We start from the raw sequence: 20,761 nt of genomic DNA, 5'->3' as shown, positions 1-20,761 counted from the left end.
CCCGCAACACCGGCTCACACCGCGCGCTCACCGGATGACCGCCGCGTCCAGCCGGGCCGCGATGTCGGCCGGGTCGAGGTGGCCGTCGGCGACGAGGACCCGGTGCCGGTTGTGCCGGGGCTGCCCGGCCGCGACCACCGCCGGGCTGTCGAACGCGTACGCGACGCAGACGCCCGGGTACATCGCGGTGCGCACGAACCACCTGTCGCCCGGCCCCAGACCGGTGAACACCAGCGTGTACGCGCCACCTCCGGGCGCGGTGGCGGACAACGCCAGCCAGGGCGCGGCCGAGCCGTTCACCGCCTCCTCGCCTTCCGCGTCGGCGGTACGCACGAGGGGTTCGCCGTCGGCCACCGCACGCCAGAAGAAGCCGCCGTACCCCGCGCCGCCCGGGCGGCCGTTCGTGGCCGGGCTGCCCAGATGCACGTCAGCGCCGGTGGCGGAGGCGAGCGTGGCGGACAGGTCCAGCCACCAGGCGTCCTCCCCGGCCGGAGCGGCGGTGATCCGCCGGTGTTCGCGCAGCAGCACCCGGCCGTGCCGGTCCCGCCACTCCAGATCGTGGTCGAGCCGGTCGGCGGCCCGCTCCCGCCAGCCGGTGTGCGCGATCACGCCGTGGTCGTCGCGCCAGGTGTAGCCGGTGCCGCGCACGTACGTCCGGCCGCCCCACAGGTTGACGCCGTCGACGTCCTGCACCGCCAGCGATGCGCCGAGGTGCCAGACGTGGTCGGCCGGTAGCGCGTCCGTGACCGGGGTGCCGGCCCGGGTCCGCACCGGGTGCAAGTACGGCCGGGGTCCGTGACGCGGGTCGAGGTCGGGCCGGACCACGTACCGGGCCACCTCGGCGCCACCGACGACCAGCCGCGACTCGGCGTCGGTGCCGGCAAGCCGCGACTCCGCGTCGCCCCCGGCAAGGCGCGACTCGGCGTCAGCCCGGCGCGGCTCGGCAGCGGCGGAACGGGGTTCGGCGGTCACGACGGCTCCGGCGCGGGGACCGGGTGGCGGGCGTCGAGCGCGTGCAGCGCCGCGAGCGCGTACCCGCCGAGGATCGGCACCGCCACCGGCGTGACCAGCACACCCAGCACCACGGCGAGCGCGCAGACGCCGGAGGCGGCGGCCCACACGCCGGGACGCTCCGGGCAGGAACGCGCCACCCGGCGGGCGGCGGCCCGCCAGCCCCGGCCGCCGGTGCGTCCGACCGCCACGGCGACAAGACCCGCGTACCCGAGCAGGACCGCCACCACGACGGCGGTGAGCGCGAGCGCGGGCCCGCCGCCGGGTACCCGGCCGGTGGTGAGCGCGAGCAGGTCGGCGGCGAGCAGCGCGGCGGCGGCCAGGGCGACGGCGCTCACCGCCGACCCGGCGGGCAGCGCGCGGCCGAACCGGGTCAGGCTGGTCCGCGCGTCGGGCCAGGCGCCGGTGACCGACCTGTCGTGCAGCGCGGCACTGGCGGTGGCGACCGCCGGGGCGAGCGTGAGCACCGGCAGCGCGGCGAGCGCCACGGCGAAGCCGAGCAGCGCCAGGTCGGTCGCCTCGCGCAGCGTGTCCCGCCAGTCGGCACGGGCCGGCACGGTGTCGGGGTGAACGGGTACGTCGGTGGAGGCAGGCACGGCGGTCATCCCTTCAGTCCGCTGGTGTTGATGCCCTCGACGAGCATCCGCTGGAAGGCCAGGAAGAACAGGAACACCGGCAGCAGGGACAGCACCGACATGGCGAACATCGGGCCGACAGCGCTCTGGCTTGTCGAGTCGATGAACAGGGTCAGCGCCACCGGGACCGTGTAGTCCTCCAGGCTGGACAGGAACACCAACTGGCGGAAGAAGTCGTTCCAGGTCCAGATGAACGAGAAGATCGCGGTGGTGACCAGCGCCGGGCGGCTCAGCGGCAGGATGACGTGCCGGAACACGCCGTACGGGGACGCGCCGTCGATGGTGGCCGCCTCGTCCAGCTCGCGCGGGATGCCGCGCATGAACTGCACCATGAGGAAGACGAAGAACGCCTCGGTGGCCAGGAACTGCGGCACCAGCAGCGGCAGGTACGGCCAGTCGCCGCCGACCAGGCCGAGGCTGCGGAACAGGATGTACTGCGGCACGATCAGCACGTGCCCGGGCAGCAGCAGCGTCCCGATCATGACGGTGAACCACATCTTGCGCAGCCGGAACCGCAGCCGGCCCAGGGCGTACGCGGCGAGCAGGCAGGACAGCGCGTTGCCGACGACGGTGAGCCCGCTGACCAGCGCGCTGTTGAGGAAGAACCGGCCGAAGCTGATGTCGAAGTTGGTCCAGCCGTCGAGGTAGTTGCCGGGGGTGAACCGTTCCGGCAGCAGGCCGACGTTGTTGACGATCTCGGCCTGCGACTTGACCGAGGTGCCGAGCATCCAGAACAGCGGGTAGAGCACCACCGCGACGATCGCCACGAGCACGATCAGCCGCAGGACGTTCCGCCCGCCGCCCGGCCGGCGGCGGGCGACAGGAAGCGCCGTCATGAGTCGTCTCCGTCCGAGTAGTGCACCCAGAACCGGCCGGTGCTGAAGAAGACGGCGGTGACCACGCCGATCGCCACCAGGAACACCCACGCCATCGCCGACGCGTAGCCCATCTCCAGGTCGGTGAAGCCGGAGATGTAGAGCTTCAGCGTGTACATCAACGTGGAGTCGACCGGGCCGCCGGTGCCGTTGCTGAGCACGAACGCGGCGGTGAAGCCCTGGAAGCCGTTGATGGTCTCCAGCACCAGGTTGAAGAAGATCACCGGGGAGAGCATGGGCAGCGTGACCGCGCGGAAGCGCCGCCACGCCCCGGCGCCGTCCACGGCCGCCGCCTCGTACAGCTCGGTGGGCACCTGCTTGAGCCCGGCCAGGAAGATCACCATGGGTGCGCCGAACTGCCAGATCGCCAGCACCATCAGCGTCTCCAGCGCCCAGTCCGGGTCGCTGACCCAGGGCAGCCCTTCGACGCCGAACAGGGCGAGGAACGAGTTGAACGCGCCGTCCCGGTTGAACATGTTGACCCAGACGATGGCCAGCGCGACGCTGCCGCCGAGCAGCGACGGCAGGTAGAACAGGCTGCGGAACAGCCCGACGCCGCGCCAGGCACGGTTGAGCAGCAGCGCCACACCGAGCGCGGCGGCCAGCTTCAGCGGCACCGCGATCAGCGCGAACGTCAGCGTGACCCGCACCGCGTGCCAGTACGACGGGTCGGCGGTGAACATCCGCTCGTAGTTGGCCAGCCCCACCCACCGCACCTCGGACAGCGGGGTGAGGATGTCGTAGTCGGTGAAGCTCAGCCAGAGCGAGAGCACCATCGGGATCGCCGTGACGCCCATCAGTCCGATGAGCCAGGGCGAGAGGAAGACGTAGCCCGCCAGGCCCTCGCCGAGCCGGGCCCGGCCGGCCCGACGCCGCGTGGGGCGAGGGCCGGCCGGTCCGGTGCGCGGGGTCCGGCCGGGCGCCGTGGTGAGAGCCACGGGACCGGTCCTTTCGTGGGGTCAGGCGATCGCGGACTTGCAGGCGGCGACGAACTGCTCCGCCGCCTGGGCCGGGGTGGCGCGGCCGTACTGGGCGTTCTCGGCGGCCTTGACCAGCTCGGACTTGACCTTGCTGTGCCCCTTGATCGGGACCTGGGGCGAGGCGCCGAACTTCTGCGCCAGGTCGGACTCGACCTGGATGGACTGCTTCATGGCCGGGTCGGTGGCGGTCTCGCTGACCTTGGCGCGCAGATCCATGTTCGACGGCAGACCGCGGTCGGTGCCGAGCAGCGCCACCGCCTCCGGGTCGTTGTTCAGGAAGTTGATCACATCGACGGCGACGTCCTTGTGCTTGCTGCCCTTGAACACCGACCAGTACATCGAGGCGCGCGCCCACTGCGCGCTCGGGTCACCCGGGTACGCGACCACGCCCAGTTCGTCCTTGGTGTTCTTCTTCAGGTCCGGCATCTGGTTGACCCAGACCCAGGAGGTGGCCGACTTGCCGGTGACCACGAGCTGCTTGGTGATGTCGCTGGAGTTGCCCTCGTGGATGACGTCAGGCGTCGGGGTGGCGCCCCGGTCCCGCGCGCCCTTCCACAGCTCGAACCACTTCGTCACGTCCTCGGCGGTGAAGCCGAGCTCCTTGCCCTTGTACAGGTCCTTGCCCTGCTGGCGCAGCCACACCCAGAGCGCCTTGTAGTCGGCGCTCGGGTCCTGGGTGCCGGGCACCTTCGTCTTCTTCGCCACCTGCTCGGCCCAGGCGATGTGCTCCTCCCAGCTCATCCCGGTGGTCGGCTCGGGCAGCCCGTTCTTGGTCAGCAGCGTCTTGTTGTAGACCAGGCCCTGCGTGTTCTCCCCGGCGGCGACCCCGGCGAGCTTGCCGTCGACCACGCCGTACTCCAGCAGGCTCTTGGGGAACTTCGACACGTCGAGCTTGCCGGAGTCGCGGTAGCTGCTCAGGTCGAGCGTGGTGCTGCGGCCGGCGTACTCGGCCAGGTAGTTGTCGTCGATCTGGAACAGGTCCGGCGGGTTGCCGCCGGCGGTCAGTGTGGCGAGCTTGTCGAAGTAGCCCTGATTGGCCTGCCAGGTCTTCTCGAACGTCACGTCCGGGTGCTTCTTGGTGTAGAGGGCCAGGGCGTCCTCGGTGAGCTTGGCCCGGGCCTCTCCGCCCCACCAGAAGACGGAGAGCTTGACCGGGCCGCCGTCGCCGCCGGCGGAGTCGTCGCCGCAGCCGGCCGCGCCCAGGGCGAGGGGCACGGCGAGCGCGACGGCGGCCAGGCCGCGGACGAGTCGGCGTCGGGTCAGGGGGGTACGGTGATCCCGCCCGGCGGGTGCGCCGGCGGTGGGGGACGTTGCGGGGTGCATCTGCGCTCACTCCTCGGCTGTGGGAGGCGACGACGTCACCGGCGGCCGTCCGCGGGCCGCCCGGGTCCGCAAGGCTGTGCGGGCCCGGGCCACCTGCTCAGGCTCCGGTGCCGTCCCGGCCGGGCGCGGGGACGGGCCCGGTCGAGTCGCGGACGACCAGTTCGGTCTGGAGCATTACCTGTGCGGTGGTGCGACGGTCGCCGGCCGCCGCGCCCCGGCCCCGGGCACCGCGTGGCGCGTCGGAGTCGAGTTGCAGCAGCATGTCGACGGCCGTCCGGCCGGCGGCCGCGGTCGGCGTGGCCACCGTCGTCAACTTGGGGCGGGTGAGCCGGCTCAGCGCGATGTCGTCGACGCCGACGACGCTCACGTCGTGCGGCACCCGCGCCCCGATCGCGTCCAGCCCTTCGATCAGGCCGATCGCCATCAGGTCGTTGTAGGCGAGCACGGCGGTGACGCCGCTGCGGCGTACCTGCTCGGCGAGCGCGCCGCCGCCGGTCTCGGTGGGCTGGTTGGGTCCGAGGACTGTCAGTTCCGCTCCCCCGCCCCGGGCGGCGGCGGTCGCGGCGCGGCGCATCTCCCGGGCGGTCCAGGAGCCGCGCGGGCCGCCGAGCAGCGCGATCCGGCGGTGACCGAGCCCGAGCAGGTGCTCGATCGCGGCCCGGGCGCCCTGCCCGACGTCCATCATCACGCAGGGCAGGCCGGCGATCTGGCGGTTTATCACCACCACCGGGACCTCGCGGCTGACCTGCTCGATCAGGCTGTTGCTCATCCGGGGGCTGCACAGCAGCACACCGTCGACCTGCTTGGCCAGGGCGTGGACCAGGTCCTCCTCGGCGACCGGGTCCTCGTTGGTGTCGGCCACGAACACGTGGTAGTCGCGGTGCCGGGCCTGCCCCTCCGCCGCCTTGATCAGCGGCGGGAAGAACGGGTTGGCGATGTCGGCCACGATCAGGCCGATGTTGTGCGTACGGCCGGTGATGAGGGCCCGGGCGGCCCGGTTGGGCCGGTAGCCGAGGTCCTCCGCACAGGCCAGCACCCGGACCCGGGTCTCCGGGTTGACCAGGTGCGGGGCCGAGAACGTCCGGGACACGGTGGAGATGTGCACACCGGAGGCGCGGGCGACGTCCCGGATGGTGGCTGGCACGGCGGGCTCCCTCGTCCGATGTGGTGGGCGTCACGGGTGCCGCCCATTAATGCAAACGGTTGCGCCCGTGTCAACGGTCCATTGTTGCGGCTCGATTGCGCCGGCGTTCCCGCCACGTGCATGAATGCCCATCAATACGGATGGATAGGGCGGGTTGGGCGGCAACCGTTGACGACGCATCCACCGTCATGGTTTCTTCGGCTGCAAACCTTTGCAGCCGACTGCCGGGGAGGCCGACGTCATGTCACCACCGGCCCGGAAACGGGTCCGCCACGCCCTGGTGGGTGCCGGGGCACGCGCCGAGATGTTCGTCCGTGCCCTCGCGCTCGACCACGCCGACACCGCCGAGCTGGTCGCGCTCGCCGACGTCAACCAGATCCGGATGGACGCCCACAACCGCTGGCTGGCCGAGCTGGGCCACCCGCCGGTGCCCACGTACGCCGCCGCCGACGTCACCGCGATGCTCGCCGAGGAGCGGGTCGACGTGGTGCTGGTGACCAGCGTCGACGCCACCCACGACGAGTACGTGACGGCGGCGCTGCGGGCCGGCTGCGACGTGGTCGTGGAGAAGCCGATGACCGTCGACGCGGAGCGGTGCCGCCGTATCCTGGACGCGGTCGCCGAGACCGGCCGGCGCGTCACCGTCGCGTTCAACTACCGCTACAACCCGCTGCACGAGCAGTTCCGGCGGCTGCTGGCCGACGGCGCGGTCGGCGAGATCGGGTCGGTGCACTTCGAGTGGCTGCTCGACGTGCGCCACGGCGCCGACTACTTCCGCCGCTGGCACCGGGACAAGTCCGTCTCCGGCGGCCTGCTCGTGCACAAGTCCGGCCACCACTTCGACCTGGTCAACTGGTGGCTGGACGCCCGCCCGGTCGAGGTGCACGCGTACGGCCGGCTGTTCTTCTACGGCGAGGATGGCCGCCGGCACGGCTACGCCCGCGACTACGACCGGGCACACGGCTCCCCCGCCGCCGACGGCGACCCGTTCGCGCTGCGCCTGGCCGACCACCCGAGGCTGCGCGAGCTGTACCTCGACGCCGAGGCCGAGGACGGCTACCACCGCGACCGCAACGTCTTCGCCCCCGGCGTGACCATCGAGGACGACCTCGCGGTGCTGGCCCGCTACGACACCGGCGCCACGATGACCTACCACCTCACCGCGTACGCCCCCTGGGAGGGCTACCGGGTCATGGTCAACGGCAGCCGGGGCCGCCTCGAACTGGAGGTGACCGAGAGCGACCACGTCAGCCCGTCCGTCGCCGGTGCACTCAAGGGCGCGGCGCTGCACGGCGACGAGGCCGCCGTGGAGCAGGGCGCGGCCCGGCTCACGCTGCGCCCGTTCTGGGCGCCGCCGCAGGAGATCCCGGTCGAGGGCTGGACCCGGCGCGGGCACGGCGGCGCGGACGCCCGGATGACCCGGGTGCTGCTCGGCGGCGAACCCGACCCGCTCGGCCGGGCCGCCACCGCCCGCGACGGCGCACTCGCCCTGCTCACCGGCCTGGCCGCCAACCGCTCGCTGGAGACCGGCGCGCCCGTCCGGGTCGCCGACCTGCTCACCCTGCCCTGACCGAGGAGCCCTCGCTGTGCCGATCATCCCCCGCGGCGACCTGCTGCTGCCCGCCGAGCCCGGGCTGCGCGCCCTGGCCCGCGAGCTGTACGCGCTCGCCGCCGAGCAGCCGCTCATCTCCCCGCACGGGCACGTCGACCCCGGGCTGCTGGCCGAGGACCAGCCGTTCCCCGACCCGGCCCGGCTGCTCATCGTGCCCGACCACTACCTGACCCGGATGCTGCTCAGCCAGGGCGTACCCCCGGCCGACCTGGGCGTGCCGAGCGTCGACGGCAGCCCGGTGGAGACCGACGGGCGGACCATCTGGCGGCGCTTCGCCGCGCACTGGCACCTGTTCCGCGGCACCCCGTCGCGACTGTGGCTGGAGCAGACGTTCCGGCACGTGTTCGGCGTCGACACGCCGCTGAGCCCGGCCACCGCCGACGCCGTCTACGACGCGCTCGCCGCGCGCCTGGCCGAGCCGGGCTTCCGGCCCCGGGCGCTGTTCGAACGCTTCGGCATCGAGGTGCTCGCCACCACCGAGTCACCGCTGGACGACCTGGGCCGGCACGCCAAGCTCGCCGCCGACGGCTGGGGCGGGCCGGGCGGCCGGGTGGTCACCACGTTCCGCCCCGACGACGTGGTGGACATGGAGTTCGACAACTGGGCCGCGAACGTGGACCGGCTCGCCGAGGTCTCCGGCGAGGACACCGGCACGTACGCCGGATACCTCGCCGCGCTGCGGGCACGGCGGGAGGCGTTCGCCGCCGCCGGGGCCACCTCGTCCGACCACGGGCACCCCACCGCCCGTACCCTCGATCTCAGTCCCGCGCAGGCCGCGGCGCTGTACGACAAGGGCCGGCGCGGCCTGGCCGACGCCGCCGACGCCGAGGCGTTCCGGGCGCACATGCTGCTGGAGTTCGCCCGGATGTCGCTCGACGACGGCCTGGTCATGCAGCTGCACCCCGGCGCGGTCCGCAACCACAACCGCTGGCTGCACGCCCGGCACGGCCGCGACGTGGGCGGCGACGTGCCGCAGGCCACCGAGTACGTGCACGGCCTCGCGCCGCTGCTCGACGCGCACGGCAACGACCCCCGGCTCACAGTGGTGCTCTACACGCTCGACGAGGACACGTTCACCAGGGAACTCGCCCCGCTCGCCGGCGGGTACGCGGCGCTGCTCCTCGGCGCGCCCTGGTGGTTCCTGGACTCCCCCGAGGTGCTGCGCCGGTTCCGCGAGGCGGTCACCGAGACCGCGGGCTTCTACAACACCGCCGGGTTCGTCGACGACACCCGCGCGTTCTGTTCCATCCCGGTACGCCACGACGTGGCCCGCCGGGTCGACGCCGGATTCCTCGCCCGCCTCGTCGCCGAGCACCGGCTGACCGAGGACGAGGCCGCCGAGACCATCGTCGACCTGGCGTACCGGCTGCCGAAGCAGGTCTTCAAGTTCGGAGGTGGGCCCGCATGACCACAATCGTCGACGTCGAGGTGCACGACGTGCGCTTCCCCACCGCCGCCAGCGGCGACGGCTCGGACGCGATCAACAGGGGCGACTACTCGGCCACGTACGTGGAGCTGACGACCGACGGCGGGCCGACCGGCACCGGGTTCACGTTCACCAACGGCCGGGGCAACGAGATCACCTGCGCGGCGGTCCGCGCACTCGCCCACCACGTCCGGGGGCGCACCGTCGCCGAGATCGCCGCCGAACCCGTGGCGTTCTGGCGCTCGCTCACCGCCGACGTGCAACTGCGCTGGCTCGGCCCGGAGAAGGGCGTGATCCACATGGCCACCGGCGCGCTCGTCAACGCCGTGTGGGACCTGCGCGCCAAGCTCGCCGGCAAGCCGATGTGGCGGTTCCTCGCCGAGGCGCCCACCGACGAACTGGTCGCGACAGTCGACTTCCACCACATCACCGACGCGCTCACCCCCGACGAGGCGGCGGCCATCCTGGACAAGGGACGCGACGGGCTCACCGACCGGCTCGCCGCGCTGGAACGCGACGGGTTCCCCTCGTACACCACGTCGGTGGGCTGGCTCGGCTACCCGGACGAGCAGGTGCGCGCGCTGACCCGCGACGCGTACGCGCAGGGGTGGCGCGCGATGAAGATGAAGGTCGGCGGGCGGATCGAGGACGACCTGCGGCGGGCCCGGATCATCCGGGCCGAGATCGGCCCGGACGCGCTGCTCATGATGGACGCCAACCAGGTGTGGGACGTGGACGAGGCGATCGCCGCGATGGGCGTGCTCGCCGAGGTCGACCCGTACTGGATCGAGGAGCCCACGCACGCCGACGACGTCCTGGGGCACGCCCGGATCGCCCGCGCGGTCACCGAGCTGACCGGCGGCCGCTGCCGGGTCGCCACCGGCGAGGTCGCCGCCAACAAGGTGATCTTCAAGCAGCTGCTCCAGGCCGAGGCGATCGGCGTCATGCAGGTCGACGCCTGCCGGGTCGGCGGGGTGGACGAGGTGCTCGCCGAACTGCTGCTGGCCGCGAAGTTCGGCGTGCCGGTGTGCCCGCACGCCGGCGGCGTCGGCCTGTGCGAGTACGTGCAGCACCTCGCGATCTTCGACTACCTGCGGGTCGGCACGAGCCTGGACGGCCGGATGGTCGAGTACGTCGACCACCTGCACGAACACTTCACCGACCCGGTCCGCACCCGGGGCGGGCGCTACCTGCTGCCCACAGCGCCCGGCTACAGCGCCACCATGCGCCCGGAGTCGATCGCGGAGTTCCGCTTCCCGGAGGGACCGGCATGGCGCTGACCCCCGACCGGCTCGGCCTGGCCACGCTGCGCCACCTGCCGCCGGAGTCCCGGCCGCTGGTGCGCCCCGGCACCGTGCCGGCCGGCATCGTCCACCTCGGTCTCGGCGCGTTCCACCGCGCCCACCAGGCCGTGCACACCGAGGCGGCGGTCGGCGCGGCCGGCGGCGACTGGGGCATCATCGGCGTCGCGCCGCGCAGCACCGACGTGGTCGAGGCCCTCGACGCGCAGGACTGCCTGTTCAGCGTCACCACGCTCGCCGCCGAAGGCGCGGCCACGCGGGTGGTCGGCGCGCTCGCCGGGGTACGGCACGCCGCGAGCGACCCGGACGCGGTGGCCGGCCTGCTCGCCGACCCGGCGATCCGGGTGGTCACGCTGACGGTGACCGAGAAGGCGTACCGGCTTGATCCGGTGACCGCCGCGCTGACTGTGGACGCGGACCTGACCGCCGACCTCACCACCGGCCGTCCCCCGCGTACCGTGCCGGGCCTGCTGGTCCGCGGGCTGCTCGCCCGCGCCGCCGCCGACGCCGGGCCGATCGCGCTGGTGAGCTGCGACAACCTGCCCGCGAACGGGCGGCGGCTACGCGGGCTGGTCGAGCAGTGCCTCGCGCTGGCCCGGGTGCCGGACGCGAGCGCCGAACGGGTGCTGGCGGCGGTGACCTGCCCCGGCACCATGGTGGACCGGATCGTGCCGGCCAGCACCGACGCCACGCGGGACACCGCGCGGCGGGCGCTGGGCGTGACCGACCTGGCGGCGGTCGCCGCCGAACCGTGGTCGCAGTGGGTGATCGAGGACGACTTCCCCGGCGGCCGTCCGGCCTGGGAACGCTCCGGCGCGATCCTCACCGGCGACGCCGGCCCGTGGGAGCGGCTGAAACTGCGGGCACTCAACGGCGTGCACTCCGCCACCGCGTACCTCGGTGCGCTCGCCGGCGCGGAGACGGTGGCCGAGGCGCTGACGCTGCCGCACCTGGACGCGGTGCTGCGGCGGCTGCTCGCCGAGGAGATCGCGCCGAGCTTCACCCCGCCGCCCGGCGCCGACGTGGCCGACTACGGCGAGCAGGTACTCGCCCGTTTCGGCAACCCGGCGATCCGGTACCGCACGACGCAGGTCGCCATGGACGGCTCGCAGAAGCTGCCGCAGCGGGTGCTGCACACCGTCGCCGACCTGCGGGCCGCCGGCCGGTCGGCGCGGTGGAGCGCGCTCGTGGTGGCCGCCTGGCTGCGGTTCCTGCTCGGGTACGCCGACGACGGCCGGCCGCTGCCGCTGGACGACCCGCTCGCCGACCGGCTGCGCGCCGCGCTGGCCGCCGGAGCGCACACCCCGGCCGGGGTGGTGGACGCGGTCTTCGCACTGCGCGAGGTGTTCCCCGCCGACCTGGCCGCCGACGACGAGTTCCGCGCCGACGTGACCGGCTGGCTCACCGCGCTGGAACGCCACGGCGTCCGAGCCACGCTGGCAGGTGCCCGGTGACCGGCGGGTGGGCGGCGACCCGCCGGGGGTCGCCGGTGAGCGGCAACGACCCGCCGCGGGTGGCGCTGATCGGGGCGAACGGGCACGGCCGCTGGCACCGCCGGGCCATCGCCGAACTGCACGCGGCCGGGCGTGCGCGCCTTGTCGCGCTGGTCGACGTGCGCCCGCTGGAGCACGAACCGGAGGCTCCGGTCCCACCGGAGACCGGCGTGTTCACCGACCACCGGGACATGCTCGCCGAGTCCCGGCCCGACGTGGTGGTGATCTGCACACCGCCGCACACCCACCTGCCGATCGCGCTCGACGTACTCGCCGCCGGGGCGGACCTGCTGCTGGAGAAGCCGCCGGTGCTCGACCTGGCCGGACACCGGACACTCGCCGAAGCCGCCGCCGCGGCCGGCCGGGCCGTGCAGGTCAACTTCCAGGCGCTCGGCTCGGCCGCGCTGACCGAACTGACCGGCGCGCTCGGACGGCTCGGTCCGGTCACCGGCATCGCCACGCTCGCCGCCTGGCAACGCCCGGACGCCTACTACGCCCGCTCCCCCTGGGCCGGGCGACTGTCGGTCGACGGCCGCCCGGCGCTGGACGGCGCACTCGCCAACCCGCTCGCCCACGCGCTGATGCAGTGCCTCGCCGTCGCCGAATCGGTCACCGGCGCGCCGGTCCACCCGGCCCGGATCGAAGTGGAGCGCTACCGCGTCCGCCCGATCGAGGTGGACGACACCAGTGTGCTGCGGCTGACCCCGCACGCCGGGCCGCCGGTGCTGGCCGCGCTCACCCTCGCCGCCGAGGAACACGTCCCCGGGGAGGTGCTGGTCACCGGCGAGCGGGGCCGGGCGGTGCTGGAGTACCCGACCGACCGGCTGCGGCTACCCGGCGACGACGCGCCACGCCCGGTGCCCGGCCGCCGGGGGCTGCTGGCGAACCTGCTCGACCACCGCGCGGACGGCACGCCGCTGATCGCGCCGCTGGCGCGTACCGAGCCGTTCACCGCGGTGCTGGACGCGCTGCGGGACGCACCCGTCCCGGCGCTGCTCGACGGGGACCTGGTGCGCGAGGCGGGCGACGGCCTGCAGCGGGTGCGGATGGTGCGGGGCGTCGGCGCGGTGCTGCGGGCCGCCGCGGAAACCGGCGCGCTGCCGTCCGAGGCGGGCGTGCCGTGGGCGGTCCCGCCGTACGTGGTGGACCTGCCCGCGCAGTGAATGTCCCCGAGAGAACGGAACGAGTCATGCGTACCCGAACCGCAGTCGTCGCGGCGCTGGCCGCCGCGCTCGTCCTCACCACCACCGCGCCCGCGCCCGCCGCACCCGGTCAGCCGTCCCGGGCCGCCGAGCTGATCGGCCGCCAGGCCCTTCCCGCGAACGACGGCTGGGCCGCCGCGGGCACCGGCACCACCGGCGGGTCGGCCGCCGCGCCGGACCGGGTACGCGTCGTGCGGACCCGCGCCGAGCTGGTCGCCGCGCTCGGCGGCGACAACGCCACGAACGCCGCCGACGCCACCCCCAAGATCGTGTACGTGGCCGGGACAGTCGACGGTTTCGAGGGACCGGACGGCACGCCGCTGGACTGCGCCGACCTCGCCGACCCGGAGTACTCGCTGCCCGCTTACCTGGCCGCGTACGACCCGGCGACCTGGGGCCGGGTCAACCCGAGCGGACCGCTGGAGGCCGCCCGGGTGCGTTCGGTGGCCGAGCAGACCCGGCAGACGCAGATCAACGTCGGCTCGAACACCACTATCGTCGGGCTGCGCGGCGCGCGGCTCACCGGCCTGACGCTGATGATCGACCGGGTGGCCAACGTGATCGTGCGCAACATCGAGTTCGCCGACGCCCGGGACTGCTTCCCGGCCTGGTCCCCTGCCGACGGCGACACCGGCAACTGGAACTCCCAGTACGACCAGATCTCCGTGCGCCGCAGCGAGCACGTCTGGATCGACCACAACACGTTCACCGACGGCGACAACCCGGACAGCGCGCAGCCCGTCTACTTCGGCCGGCCCTGGCAGGTGCACGACGGCTCGGTGGACGTCACGCACACCGCCAGCCTGGTCACCGTGTCCTGGAACCGGTTCACCGGCCGGGACAAGGTGATGCTCATCGGCTCGTCGAACACGGTCGGCCCGGACGTGGGCCGGCTCAACGTCACCGTGCGGCACAACCTGTTCGACGGCACGCTGCAACGCCTGCCCCGGGTCCGGTTCGGCCAGGTCGACGTGCACGAGAACCACTACCGGCTCGGCGGGCCCGGCTTCGCGTACGCCCTCGGCGTCGGCGTGCAGTCCGCGCTGTACGCGGAGAACAACTTCTTCACGCTCACCGGCGACACCGGCCCCGCCGACCTGCTGTACGACTGGGGCGGCACCGCGCTCACCGAGCGGGGCAGCTGGGTCCGGCAGGGTGACCGCCTGCCCCGGCCGGTGGACCTGCGCGCCGCGTACAACGCCGCCCACGACCCCGACCTCGGCGGCGACGCCGGGTGGACGCCCACGCTGCGCGCCGCCCGGCCGCTGCCGGCCCCGCTGGTCCCGTTCGTCGTCGACGCCTGGGCCGGCGCCGGGCGGCTGCCGCTCTGACCTGCGCCCGAGCCCGCACGCGCACCAGCTCGACGCCGTCGGGGCAACCGCGACCGCTCGTCCCGGGCCGGCGTCCCCTCGGGGGGTCGCCGGCCCGCCGCGTTGCCGCCTCTGCCGGGCCGCCGGCTGACACGCCGCCCCCGATGCGCAATGATCACGTTTGACGGACACCGCCGCCGGGGGAATGAATCGGCGGCCACCGGGGACAACAGGGTGAGAATCAGGCGGTGACAGCGCGAGTGGGCGCCCAGGTCCGGGGACGGGCACGGGACGGAGGGCCGGACGTGACGGGTGGGACATCCGGCGACGTCGGCCCGGTCCTCACCATCGACCTGCCGGCCGACCCGGCCCGGCTCGCCGCCACCCGGGAACGGTTGCGCGGCTGGCTGCACGCCCGGGGCGTGAGTGAGTGGGACGTCGACACCGTCCTCATCGCCACCGGTGAGGCGTGCGCCAACGCCATCGAGCACGGCTACCGCTTCGCCCGGGAGGGCATCACCACGCTGCGGGCCGAGCTGCGCGGCGACCGGCTGGAGATCGAGGTACGCGACCGGGGCGGCTGGCGCGCGGCCGACGGCGACGACACCGGCGACCGCGGCCGGGGACGGCTGATCATGGCGCGGGTGATGGACGAGGCCACCATCGTCGGCACGCCGGAGGGCACCTGCGTACGCCTGGTCAAGCGCCTCACCGGCGACGTGAGCGGCCCGGCGGACGCCGGATCTAGCGAAGATCAGCTATAAGGGACGCATGGAGTTCCCCGCGTACCTCGCCACCATGCCGATGCACGCGATCACCGAGATCCACGGTGAGCCCGGCCTGCTGGCCCGGTTCCGGCTGGAGATCGAGGCGTTCGACGAGGCCGCCCGCGACCGGCTGACCGAGGCGCTCGACCTGGCTGCCGACCTGCACCGCGACGACCGCCGGGTACGCGAGCCGTACCTCAACCACCTGCTGCGGGTGGCGATCCGGCTGATGCACCACTACCAGGTGCGGGACGTGGACGTGATCGTCGCCGGGCTGCTGCACGACGCGGTCGAGGACCACCCCGCCGAACTCGCAGGGCTCGACACCGAGTCGGCAGCGGACGCCACGCCGGCGGCGCTCGACGCGCTGTCCGACCGGTTCGGCGCGCGGGTCGCCCGGCTGGTCGCGGCGGTCACCAACCCGGCGTACGACCCGGGGCGGGACCGCGACGAGCAGTACCGGGAGCACGTGGCGGCCAGCCTGGAACGGGAACCCTGGGCCCGCGTGATCAAGGTGTCCGACTTCACCGACAACGGCGTGGGCGTGATCCACACGGTCGGTCCGAAGGTGACCCGCGCCGCCACCAAGTACCGCCCGCTGGTGCCGGTCTTCCGCGACCTGGTCGCCCGGCCTGACACGCCGCTGTCGGCACCGGTCAAGCAGCACATCCTCGCCCAGCTGGACCTGGCCGAGGAGCGCTTCAGCGCCATCCTCGACCAGCCCGCCTGACCCCACCCGGTCCGGCGTGTCCCGCCCAGGCCGCCGACGCGACCCGCGCCCTCACCACCCGGCTCGCACTCACCCTCACCTTCGCCACTTCCCCGAACCGGCGCCCGGCCCACCACCACCCCGAGGTGGCCGCATCCCCACCCACCAGACCTCACCACCTCCCCGAACTGGCACCCGGCCCACCACCTCCCCGAAGTGGCACCCGGCCCACCACCACCCCGAGGTGGCGGCATTCCCACCCGCCAGACCCCACCACCTCCCCGAACTGGCGCCCGGCCCGCCACCACCGCGAAGTGGCGGCATCCCCCACCCACCAGGCCCGCCACTCCCCAGGCTGACGCCCGGCTCGCCACTACGGCGAAGTGGCGACAACCTCACCCAGCGGACCCCGCCACTCCCCGAACTGGCGACCGCGCAAGCCACCACCCCGAATTGGCTGCATCCCCACCGACCGGACCTCACCACCACCCCGAACTGGCGCCCGGCCCGCCACTACGGCGAAGTGGCGGCATCCCTCCCCACCGAACCCCACCACCTCCCCGAACTGGCGATCGGCCCACCACCTCCCCGAAGTGGCCGCATCCCCACCCACCAGACCCCCGCCACCACCCCGAACTGGCACCCGGCCCGCCATTACGGGGAAGTGGCCGCATCCCCACCCACCAGACCCCGCCAGCTCGCCGAGCTGGCGGCCATGCTCACCGCACGAGGTCGCCGCTTCGGGGAGGGGGCGGCGAAACGGCACCCGGTCAGCCGGTTGCGGGAGGCGGGGCGCCCACCCGCCCGCCGAGCACGGCGGCCACGCGGTCACGCAGGGCGCGCAGTCGGTCCGGGTCGTCGCGCAGGACCACCCGCAGCGTCTCGTGCCCACCGGCGGCGACCGCGCCGAGCACGTCCAGCAGCGTGCCGAGCTGGGCGGGCGGCTCGTCGGCGAGCAGGTCCGCCGCGTCGGTCACGACCAGCGTCAGCGGACCGGAGTCGAGGCGGTCTGCGAGCGCGTCGGCGAGGGCGTCCCAGTTGCGGCCGTACCAGCCGGGCAGCGCCAGTGACCCGGCCAGCGTCTCGTGCAGCCCGGCGCGGGTGCGGCTGGCCGCGCCGGAGACCGGCACCCCGTCCGGCTCGGGCGGCGCGCCGTCGTACACGAGCCAGGCCGGCGGCTGCGGGGACGCTGCGCCCATGATCCGTCCTTTCCCGACGGCGCCGACCGGGCGTAGCGGGCCCGGCCGGCGCCGAGCTGCTCAGAGCCGGTAGAAGTTGGCGTAGTGGTCGGGCGAGAACCAGGTCGCCCCGGTGCTCTTGTTGACCACGATCCGGTACGCGTCCCGGGAGGCGTTGCAGGCGCGCGGGTAGACGTCGTACTCGTAGTAGGTGGCGCCGGCGGGCAGCTGACCCTCGTAGTTGTAGAACCGGCCGCCGGCGAAGTTGCACTGGCCGCCGCTCCACGAGTACCAGCCACGGCTGGTCGGGAAGCTCTTCGCGGACCAGCCGGACCGCGCGGTGCGCGCGTCGGCGCAGCGGGACTGCGTGCAGGAGCCGTAGACGGCGGCCGCGGCGGGTTCGGCGAGGCGGGTGGAGACAGTGGACGGTGCGACGAGCGCCGCGGCGGCCACGGCGGTGACCAGGGCGGACGCGGCGAGGGCGCGGCGCACGCGGGTGACGGCGGCACGGAACGGGGTCAAGGGATCCTCCTTGAGCGAGCCGGCAGGGCATCGACCAACGTCGTTCGCTGGTCGCCGCTCAGTCTGTCGAGGATCCTGCCCGCGGTACAGCCCCGATCCGGCGACGGCGCCCCGAACCCCGGGTGAACACACGATGGCGGGTGCGGACGGACGACCCGAGCCGACCGTCCGCACCCGCCGTGTGGGTCAGCGCGTGAACGCCTGGAACTCGGCGATCCGCACGTTCTGCGCCTGCGGGCTGGCGGTGGCGCAGTCGGTCGCCGCCCGCGGGTCGTCGTCCTGCTCACCGGCGTAGTCCGGCGCGCCCGTGCACTGGTTGGTCAGCACCTCGACGCGCAGGTGCGTGGCCTTGGTACGCGGAATGTCGAACGACCGCATGATCAGCTCGGGCGCCCGGGGACGCGGCGCCACAGCCGGGAACGCGTCCGGCCGGCTGGTGTAGACCGGGCGGAAGTCCGCCGCGTCCGCGCAGGTCACCGGCCCGGTCGCGGTGCACGCGAGGACCCGGAACTGCCGCACCGCGGAGTACCGGCTCTGGGTGCCGGCGTCCGCGTCACCGGCGACCGCCGGACGCAGCATGGCGCTGACCTGCACCCGGCGTACCTGCTGGACGTCGCCGGCCAGGTCGACTGTGACCTGCCGGCCGGCGACCGGCGCGCCCAGCGAGGCCCAGTTCGTGGCCTCGTCGTCGTCGGCGATCTGCGGCAGGTTGATCCCGTCGCCGGTGACCGCCGCACCCGCGGTTGCCGAGGCCAGGTTGGGTCGCAACGACACCGCCAGCGTCCGGTTCTGGCCCGCCTTGACCTTCACCGGGCCGATCCGAGTGTGGCCGTAGCCGGGTGCCCGCACCACGAACTCGTACGTGCCGGGCACCAGATCCACCCGGTCGGTGAGCGGGGTGGCCGCGTCGGTGTCCGCCACCGGCACCGCCCGGGCCTGGTAGCGCCCGACGAACAGCTGCGCGCCCGCCACCGGCCCGCGCTCGCCGACCGGGAGGAACCGCAGCGAGCCCTCCCGCGCGTACGGCGAGGTGAAGCCCGGCGTGGGGTCGGCGTCGGTGTGGCCGACGCTGGCCGCGGTCTCGCCGAGGCCGCGCCCGGCGAACGCGTTCCAGAGCAGGTCCTGGTTGGCGCCGCCGAAGCGGATCCGGTCGGCGGCGAGCATCGCGTCCCGGGCGTCGACCATGCTGACCTGGCTGACCGACATCAGCAGGAACGAGTCGAAGACCAGTTGGATCCAGCGCCGGTTACCCGGGCAGGCGGTCACGTCGCGGGCGCCGGTGGCGCACGCCTTCTGCACGGCCGGGGTGCCGCTGCCCCACCGGCGCATCATGGCCGCGCGGATGTCGGTGTTGGTGGCGCTCCACACCTCACCGGAGGCGTGCACCTGGAGGCCGACGAAGTCGTAGTCGACCGAGCTGTAGTTGAGCGGGCTGTCACTCATGTTGTAGTTGCGGATACCCGCGTTCGGGTCCTGGGTGGTGTACTCGCCGATGGTGAACCCGCGCCGGCCGGGCGCGGCGTATCCGTGCTCGAACAGGTACTCCATGGCGAGCTGGTCGGACCAGCTCTCGCTCATGCCCTGCGGCGAGCTGACCCCGGCGCTCGGGCCGGCGATCATGCGGTTGGTGACCGCGTGGCCGTACTCGTGGGCGATCACCGACATGTCGAAGTCGCCGTCGACGCACGGCGCGTAGAACGAGCCCGCCATGGGCTGCCACAGGTACATGTTGGTGGTCGGCGCGACGCCGTCCGGCGGGGTGATCTGGTTGGCGTTGTTGCGGGCCGCGAAGTTGGGCGGGCCGCCGCTGGCCCCGCCGGCCTGGGCGTTGCCCTGCTCGGGGTCGTTACCGAGCCCGCCGCGGCCGAGGTTGTCCTGCTGCATGTTCCAGGTCTCCTCGGTGAACCCGAGGTGATAGGTCCAGTCGTGCATCCGGTTGTGCATGGCGAACAGGTTCGCCCGCGCCGCGTCGATGTCGTTCGCCTGCGGCGACGTGAACACCTCCGGGTTGCAGCGCTGCTCCTGCCACTGGTTCGTCCACGGGTAGTCGTACCGGCGGTCCGGGCGGGGCGTCGCGGTCTCGGTGCCGACGCTGAACGGGTCGTTGCTGAACCAGTTCTGCACCGCGATCGCGTTGTTGCCCTTGGTCGTGGTGGTGGACTGGCCGGTGGCCGGGTCCACGTCCCACGCCGGGTGCCCGGGCACGCCCACCACCTCGGCGCAGCCGCGCGCCGGCACGGCGCACCACCGCTTGCGGGTGTCGACCGAGGACCTGTCGACCCGCGGCGAGTTCGGGAAGACCTCCCACGAGGGGTGGTCGGCGTCGTGGTCGATCAGGTCCTCACGGACCAGCACGGCGCTGTCGCGGGCGTCCACGTAGGTGGCGTAGGCGGCCGGGTCCGCGCCGGTGGTGTCCGCCCCGAGGACCACCTCCCACGCCGCGCGCGGCCCCCGGTCCGCGGTGGGCACCGCGACCAACGAGGTACGCACGACCTGCGCGTCGGAGCGGCCGGCGTCGGCGACGGCGGCCTTGCGGGCCTGCTCGGCGCTGATCGTGGCCGGGGCCGGCGTACCGGCGTCGCGGGCGAGCGAGGAGCTGACGTGCCACACCGCTCCGTCGCGTACGCCGATCGACAGCATGCCGTCGACGGCAGCCGGCAGGTCACCGAAGCGCTGCCGGAACAGGACGGTCGCGCCCTGCCCCATCGGCGCCACTGTGAGCAGTTCCAGCGCGGCGGCGCCCTCGGCGGTCAGGCCCAGCACGTCCCGGTTGGCGGCCACGTACGCGCGCGCGGCGGCGGCCGGGTCGGCGGGCAGGCCGGTGGCGAGGGGCTTGCCGGTCGACGTGAGCGTGGCGGGCGTACCGAAGTCGGTCCAGCGCACGCGCGCGCCGAGCGCGGCGGCCCGGTCCCGCTGCCGGTCGCTGGCGGCGACGCGGCCCTTGCGGTTGTCCTTGGCCTTGGTGTCGTGCCGGTCGCCCGGCAGGTGGTCGGGTGGCGCCTGGGTACGGGTCTGTTCCCGGGGTGCCGCCTGGCCGCCGCCAGCGGCGGTCAGAACCAGCCCGGCTGCGAGCAGCAGCGCGGTGGTCCCCGTCAACGCACGGGATGGTGTGCGCACGGTCCCTCCTGTCATCGTCGAACGGCGATGTCCGTTCCGCCATCCGACCAGGACGATCAACCGTCCGACACCATCCGAACATCCATAATTGTTGTTGCGTCGATTTCTCGGCGGCCCTCACGGCGCCCCTGGCCGAGCAGCTTCGAGACTCGCGTC

The 20,761-nt window shown here is 73.7% G+C and carries 17 protein-coding genes; 8 read left to right on the top strand and 9 right to left on the bottom strand.

From position 1 onward, the window contains the following. Positions 1–27: 27 nt before the first annotated feature. The 6 genes from FB455_RS13120 to FB455_RS13095 all read right to left on the bottom strand — a co-directional run bounded on the left by FB455_RS13120 (position 28) and on the right by FB455_RS13095 (position 5,968). Positions 28–972: a DUF6807 domain-containing protein gene (locus FB455_RS13120; RefSeq protein ID WP_145753518.1), complete on the bottom strand. Its 945-nt coding sequence runs from the start codon at positions 970–972 to the stop codon at positions 28–30. Further along, positions 969–1,616 carry a hypothetical protein gene (locus FB455_RS13115; protein WP_145753516.1) on the bottom strand — a complete coding sequence of 216 codons (648 nt, stop codon included), beginning with the start codon at positions 1,614–1,616 and terminating at the stop codon, positions 969–971. Before FB455_RS13115 ends, FB455_RS13120 begins: the two co-directional genes overlap by 4 nt. Then, positions 1,613–2,482 (bottom strand): carbohydrate ABC transporter permease, encoded by an 870-nt coding sequence (locus tag FB455_RS13110; protein ID WP_013286694.1) that lies wholly within the window; start codon positions 2,480–2,482, stop codon positions 1,613–1,615. The genes FB455_RS13115 and FB455_RS13110 overlap by 4 nt, the downstream gene beginning before the upstream one ends. After that, positions 2,479–3,459, bottom strand: a complete 981-nt coding sequence (locus tag FB455_RS13105; RefSeq protein ID WP_013286695.1) for a carbohydrate ABC transporter permease — start codon at positions 3,457–3,459, stop codon at positions 2,479–2,481. The genes FB455_RS13110 and FB455_RS13105 overlap by 4 nt, the downstream gene beginning before the upstream one ends. A gap of 21 nt (positions 3,460–3,480) precedes the next feature. Continuing rightward, entirely contained in the window at positions 3,481–4,824 is a 1,344-nt protein-coding gene (locus tag FB455_RS13100; protein ID WP_145753513.1) for an ABC transporter substrate-binding protein, read from the bottom strand. A 97-nt stretch (positions 4,825–4,921) separates the two neighbouring features. Then, the gene (locus tag FB455_RS13095) at positions 4,922–5,968 is read right to left on the bottom strand and encodes a LacI family DNA-binding transcriptional regulator (protein WP_013286697.1); all 1,047 of its coding nucleotides are present in this window, start codon (positions 5,966–5,968) and stop codon (positions 4,922–4,924) included. 241 nt (positions 5,969–6,209) lie between these two features. On the opposite strand from FB455_RS13095, the gene FB455_RS13090 reads away from it, so the two are divergent. The 8 genes from FB455_RS13090 to FB455_RS13055 all read left to right on the top strand — a co-directional run bounded on the left by FB455_RS13090 (position 6,210) and on the right by FB455_RS13055 (position 15,809). Beyond that, a complete protein-coding gene (locus FB455_RS13090; RefSeq protein WP_047892448.1) occupies positions 6,210–7,538 on the top strand; it encodes a Gfo/Idh/MocA family protein in 1,329 nt (442 codons plus the stop codon). A 16-nt stretch (positions 7,539–7,554) separates the two neighbouring features. Continuing rightward, on the top strand, positions 7,555–8,988 hold the full coding sequence (gene uxaC, locus FB455_RS13085) for a glucuronate isomerase (protein ID WP_030268623.1): 1,434 nt from the start codon (positions 7,555–7,557) through the stop codon (positions 8,986–8,988). Continuing rightward, positions 8,985–10,286: an enolase C-terminal domain-like protein gene (locus FB455_RS13080; RefSeq protein WP_013286700.1), complete on the top strand. Its 1,302-nt coding sequence runs from the start codon at positions 8,985–8,987 to the stop codon at positions 10,284–10,286. The genes uxaC and FB455_RS13080 overlap by 4 nt, the downstream gene beginning before the upstream one ends. Then, complete coding sequence (locus FB455_RS13075) at positions 10,277–11,761, top strand: mannitol dehydrogenase family protein (RefSeq protein WP_145753511.1); 1,485 nt, start codon at positions 10,277–10,279, stop codon at positions 11,759–11,761. The genes FB455_RS13080 and FB455_RS13075 overlap by 10 nt, the downstream gene beginning before the upstream one ends. Continuing rightward, positions 11,758–12,963, top strand: coding sequence for a Gfo/Idh/MocA family protein (locus FB455_RS13070; RefSeq protein WP_486481531.1), 1,206 nt, complete (start codon positions 11,758–11,760; stop codon positions 12,961–12,963). The genes FB455_RS13075 and FB455_RS13070 overlap by 4 nt, the downstream gene beginning before the upstream one ends. A gap of 26 nt (positions 12,964–12,989) precedes the next feature. After that, positions 12,990–14,333 carry a pectate lyase family protein gene (locus tag FB455_RS13065; RefSeq protein WP_145753508.1) on the top strand — a complete coding sequence of 448 codons (1,344 nt, stop codon included), beginning with the start codon at positions 12,990–12,992 and terminating at the stop codon, positions 14,331–14,333. Positions 14,334–14,617: 284 nt separating this feature from the next. Then, complete coding sequence (locus FB455_RS13060; protein ID WP_013476520.1) at positions 14,618–15,076, top strand: ATP-binding protein; 459 nt, start codon at positions 14,618–14,620, stop codon at positions 15,074–15,076. Positions 15,077–15,083: 7 nt separating this feature from the next. Further along, positions 15,084–15,809, top strand: a complete 726-nt coding sequence (locus FB455_RS13055) for an HD domain-containing protein (RefSeq protein WP_030268615.1) — start codon at positions 15,084–15,086, stop codon at positions 15,807–15,809. A 749-nt stretch (positions 15,810–16,558) separates the two neighbouring features. On the opposite strand, the gene FB455_RS13050 is transcribed toward FB455_RS13055, so the two are convergent. From FB455_RS13050 to FB455_RS13040, 3 genes are all read right to left on the bottom strand, one after another. Next, the gene (locus FB455_RS13050; protein WP_030268612.1) at positions 16,559–16,987 is read right to left on the bottom strand and encodes a barstar family protein; all 429 of its coding nucleotides are present in this window, start codon (positions 16,985–16,987) and stop codon (positions 16,559–16,561) included. A 60-nt stretch (positions 16,988–17,047) separates the two neighbouring features. After that, the gene (locus FB455_RS13045) at positions 17,048–17,488 is read right to left on the bottom strand and encodes a ribonuclease domain-containing protein (protein WP_013286706.1); all 441 of its coding nucleotides are present in this window, start codon (positions 17,486–17,488) and stop codon (positions 17,048–17,050) included. Positions 17,489–17,674: 186 nt separating this feature from the next. Beyond that, positions 17,675–20,584 carry a M36 family metallopeptidase gene (locus tag FB455_RS13040; RefSeq protein ID WP_232236594.1) on the bottom strand — a complete coding sequence of 970 codons (2,910 nt, stop codon included), beginning with the start codon at positions 20,582–20,584 and terminating at the stop codon, positions 17,675–17,677. Positions 20,585–20,761 lie beyond the last annotated feature (177 nt).

This window comes from Micromonospora sp. CNZ296 (assembly GCF_007827635.1).
Note: the sequence above shows the minus strand (reverse complement) of the source record. Positions and strands in the feature narration are given on the sequence as shown.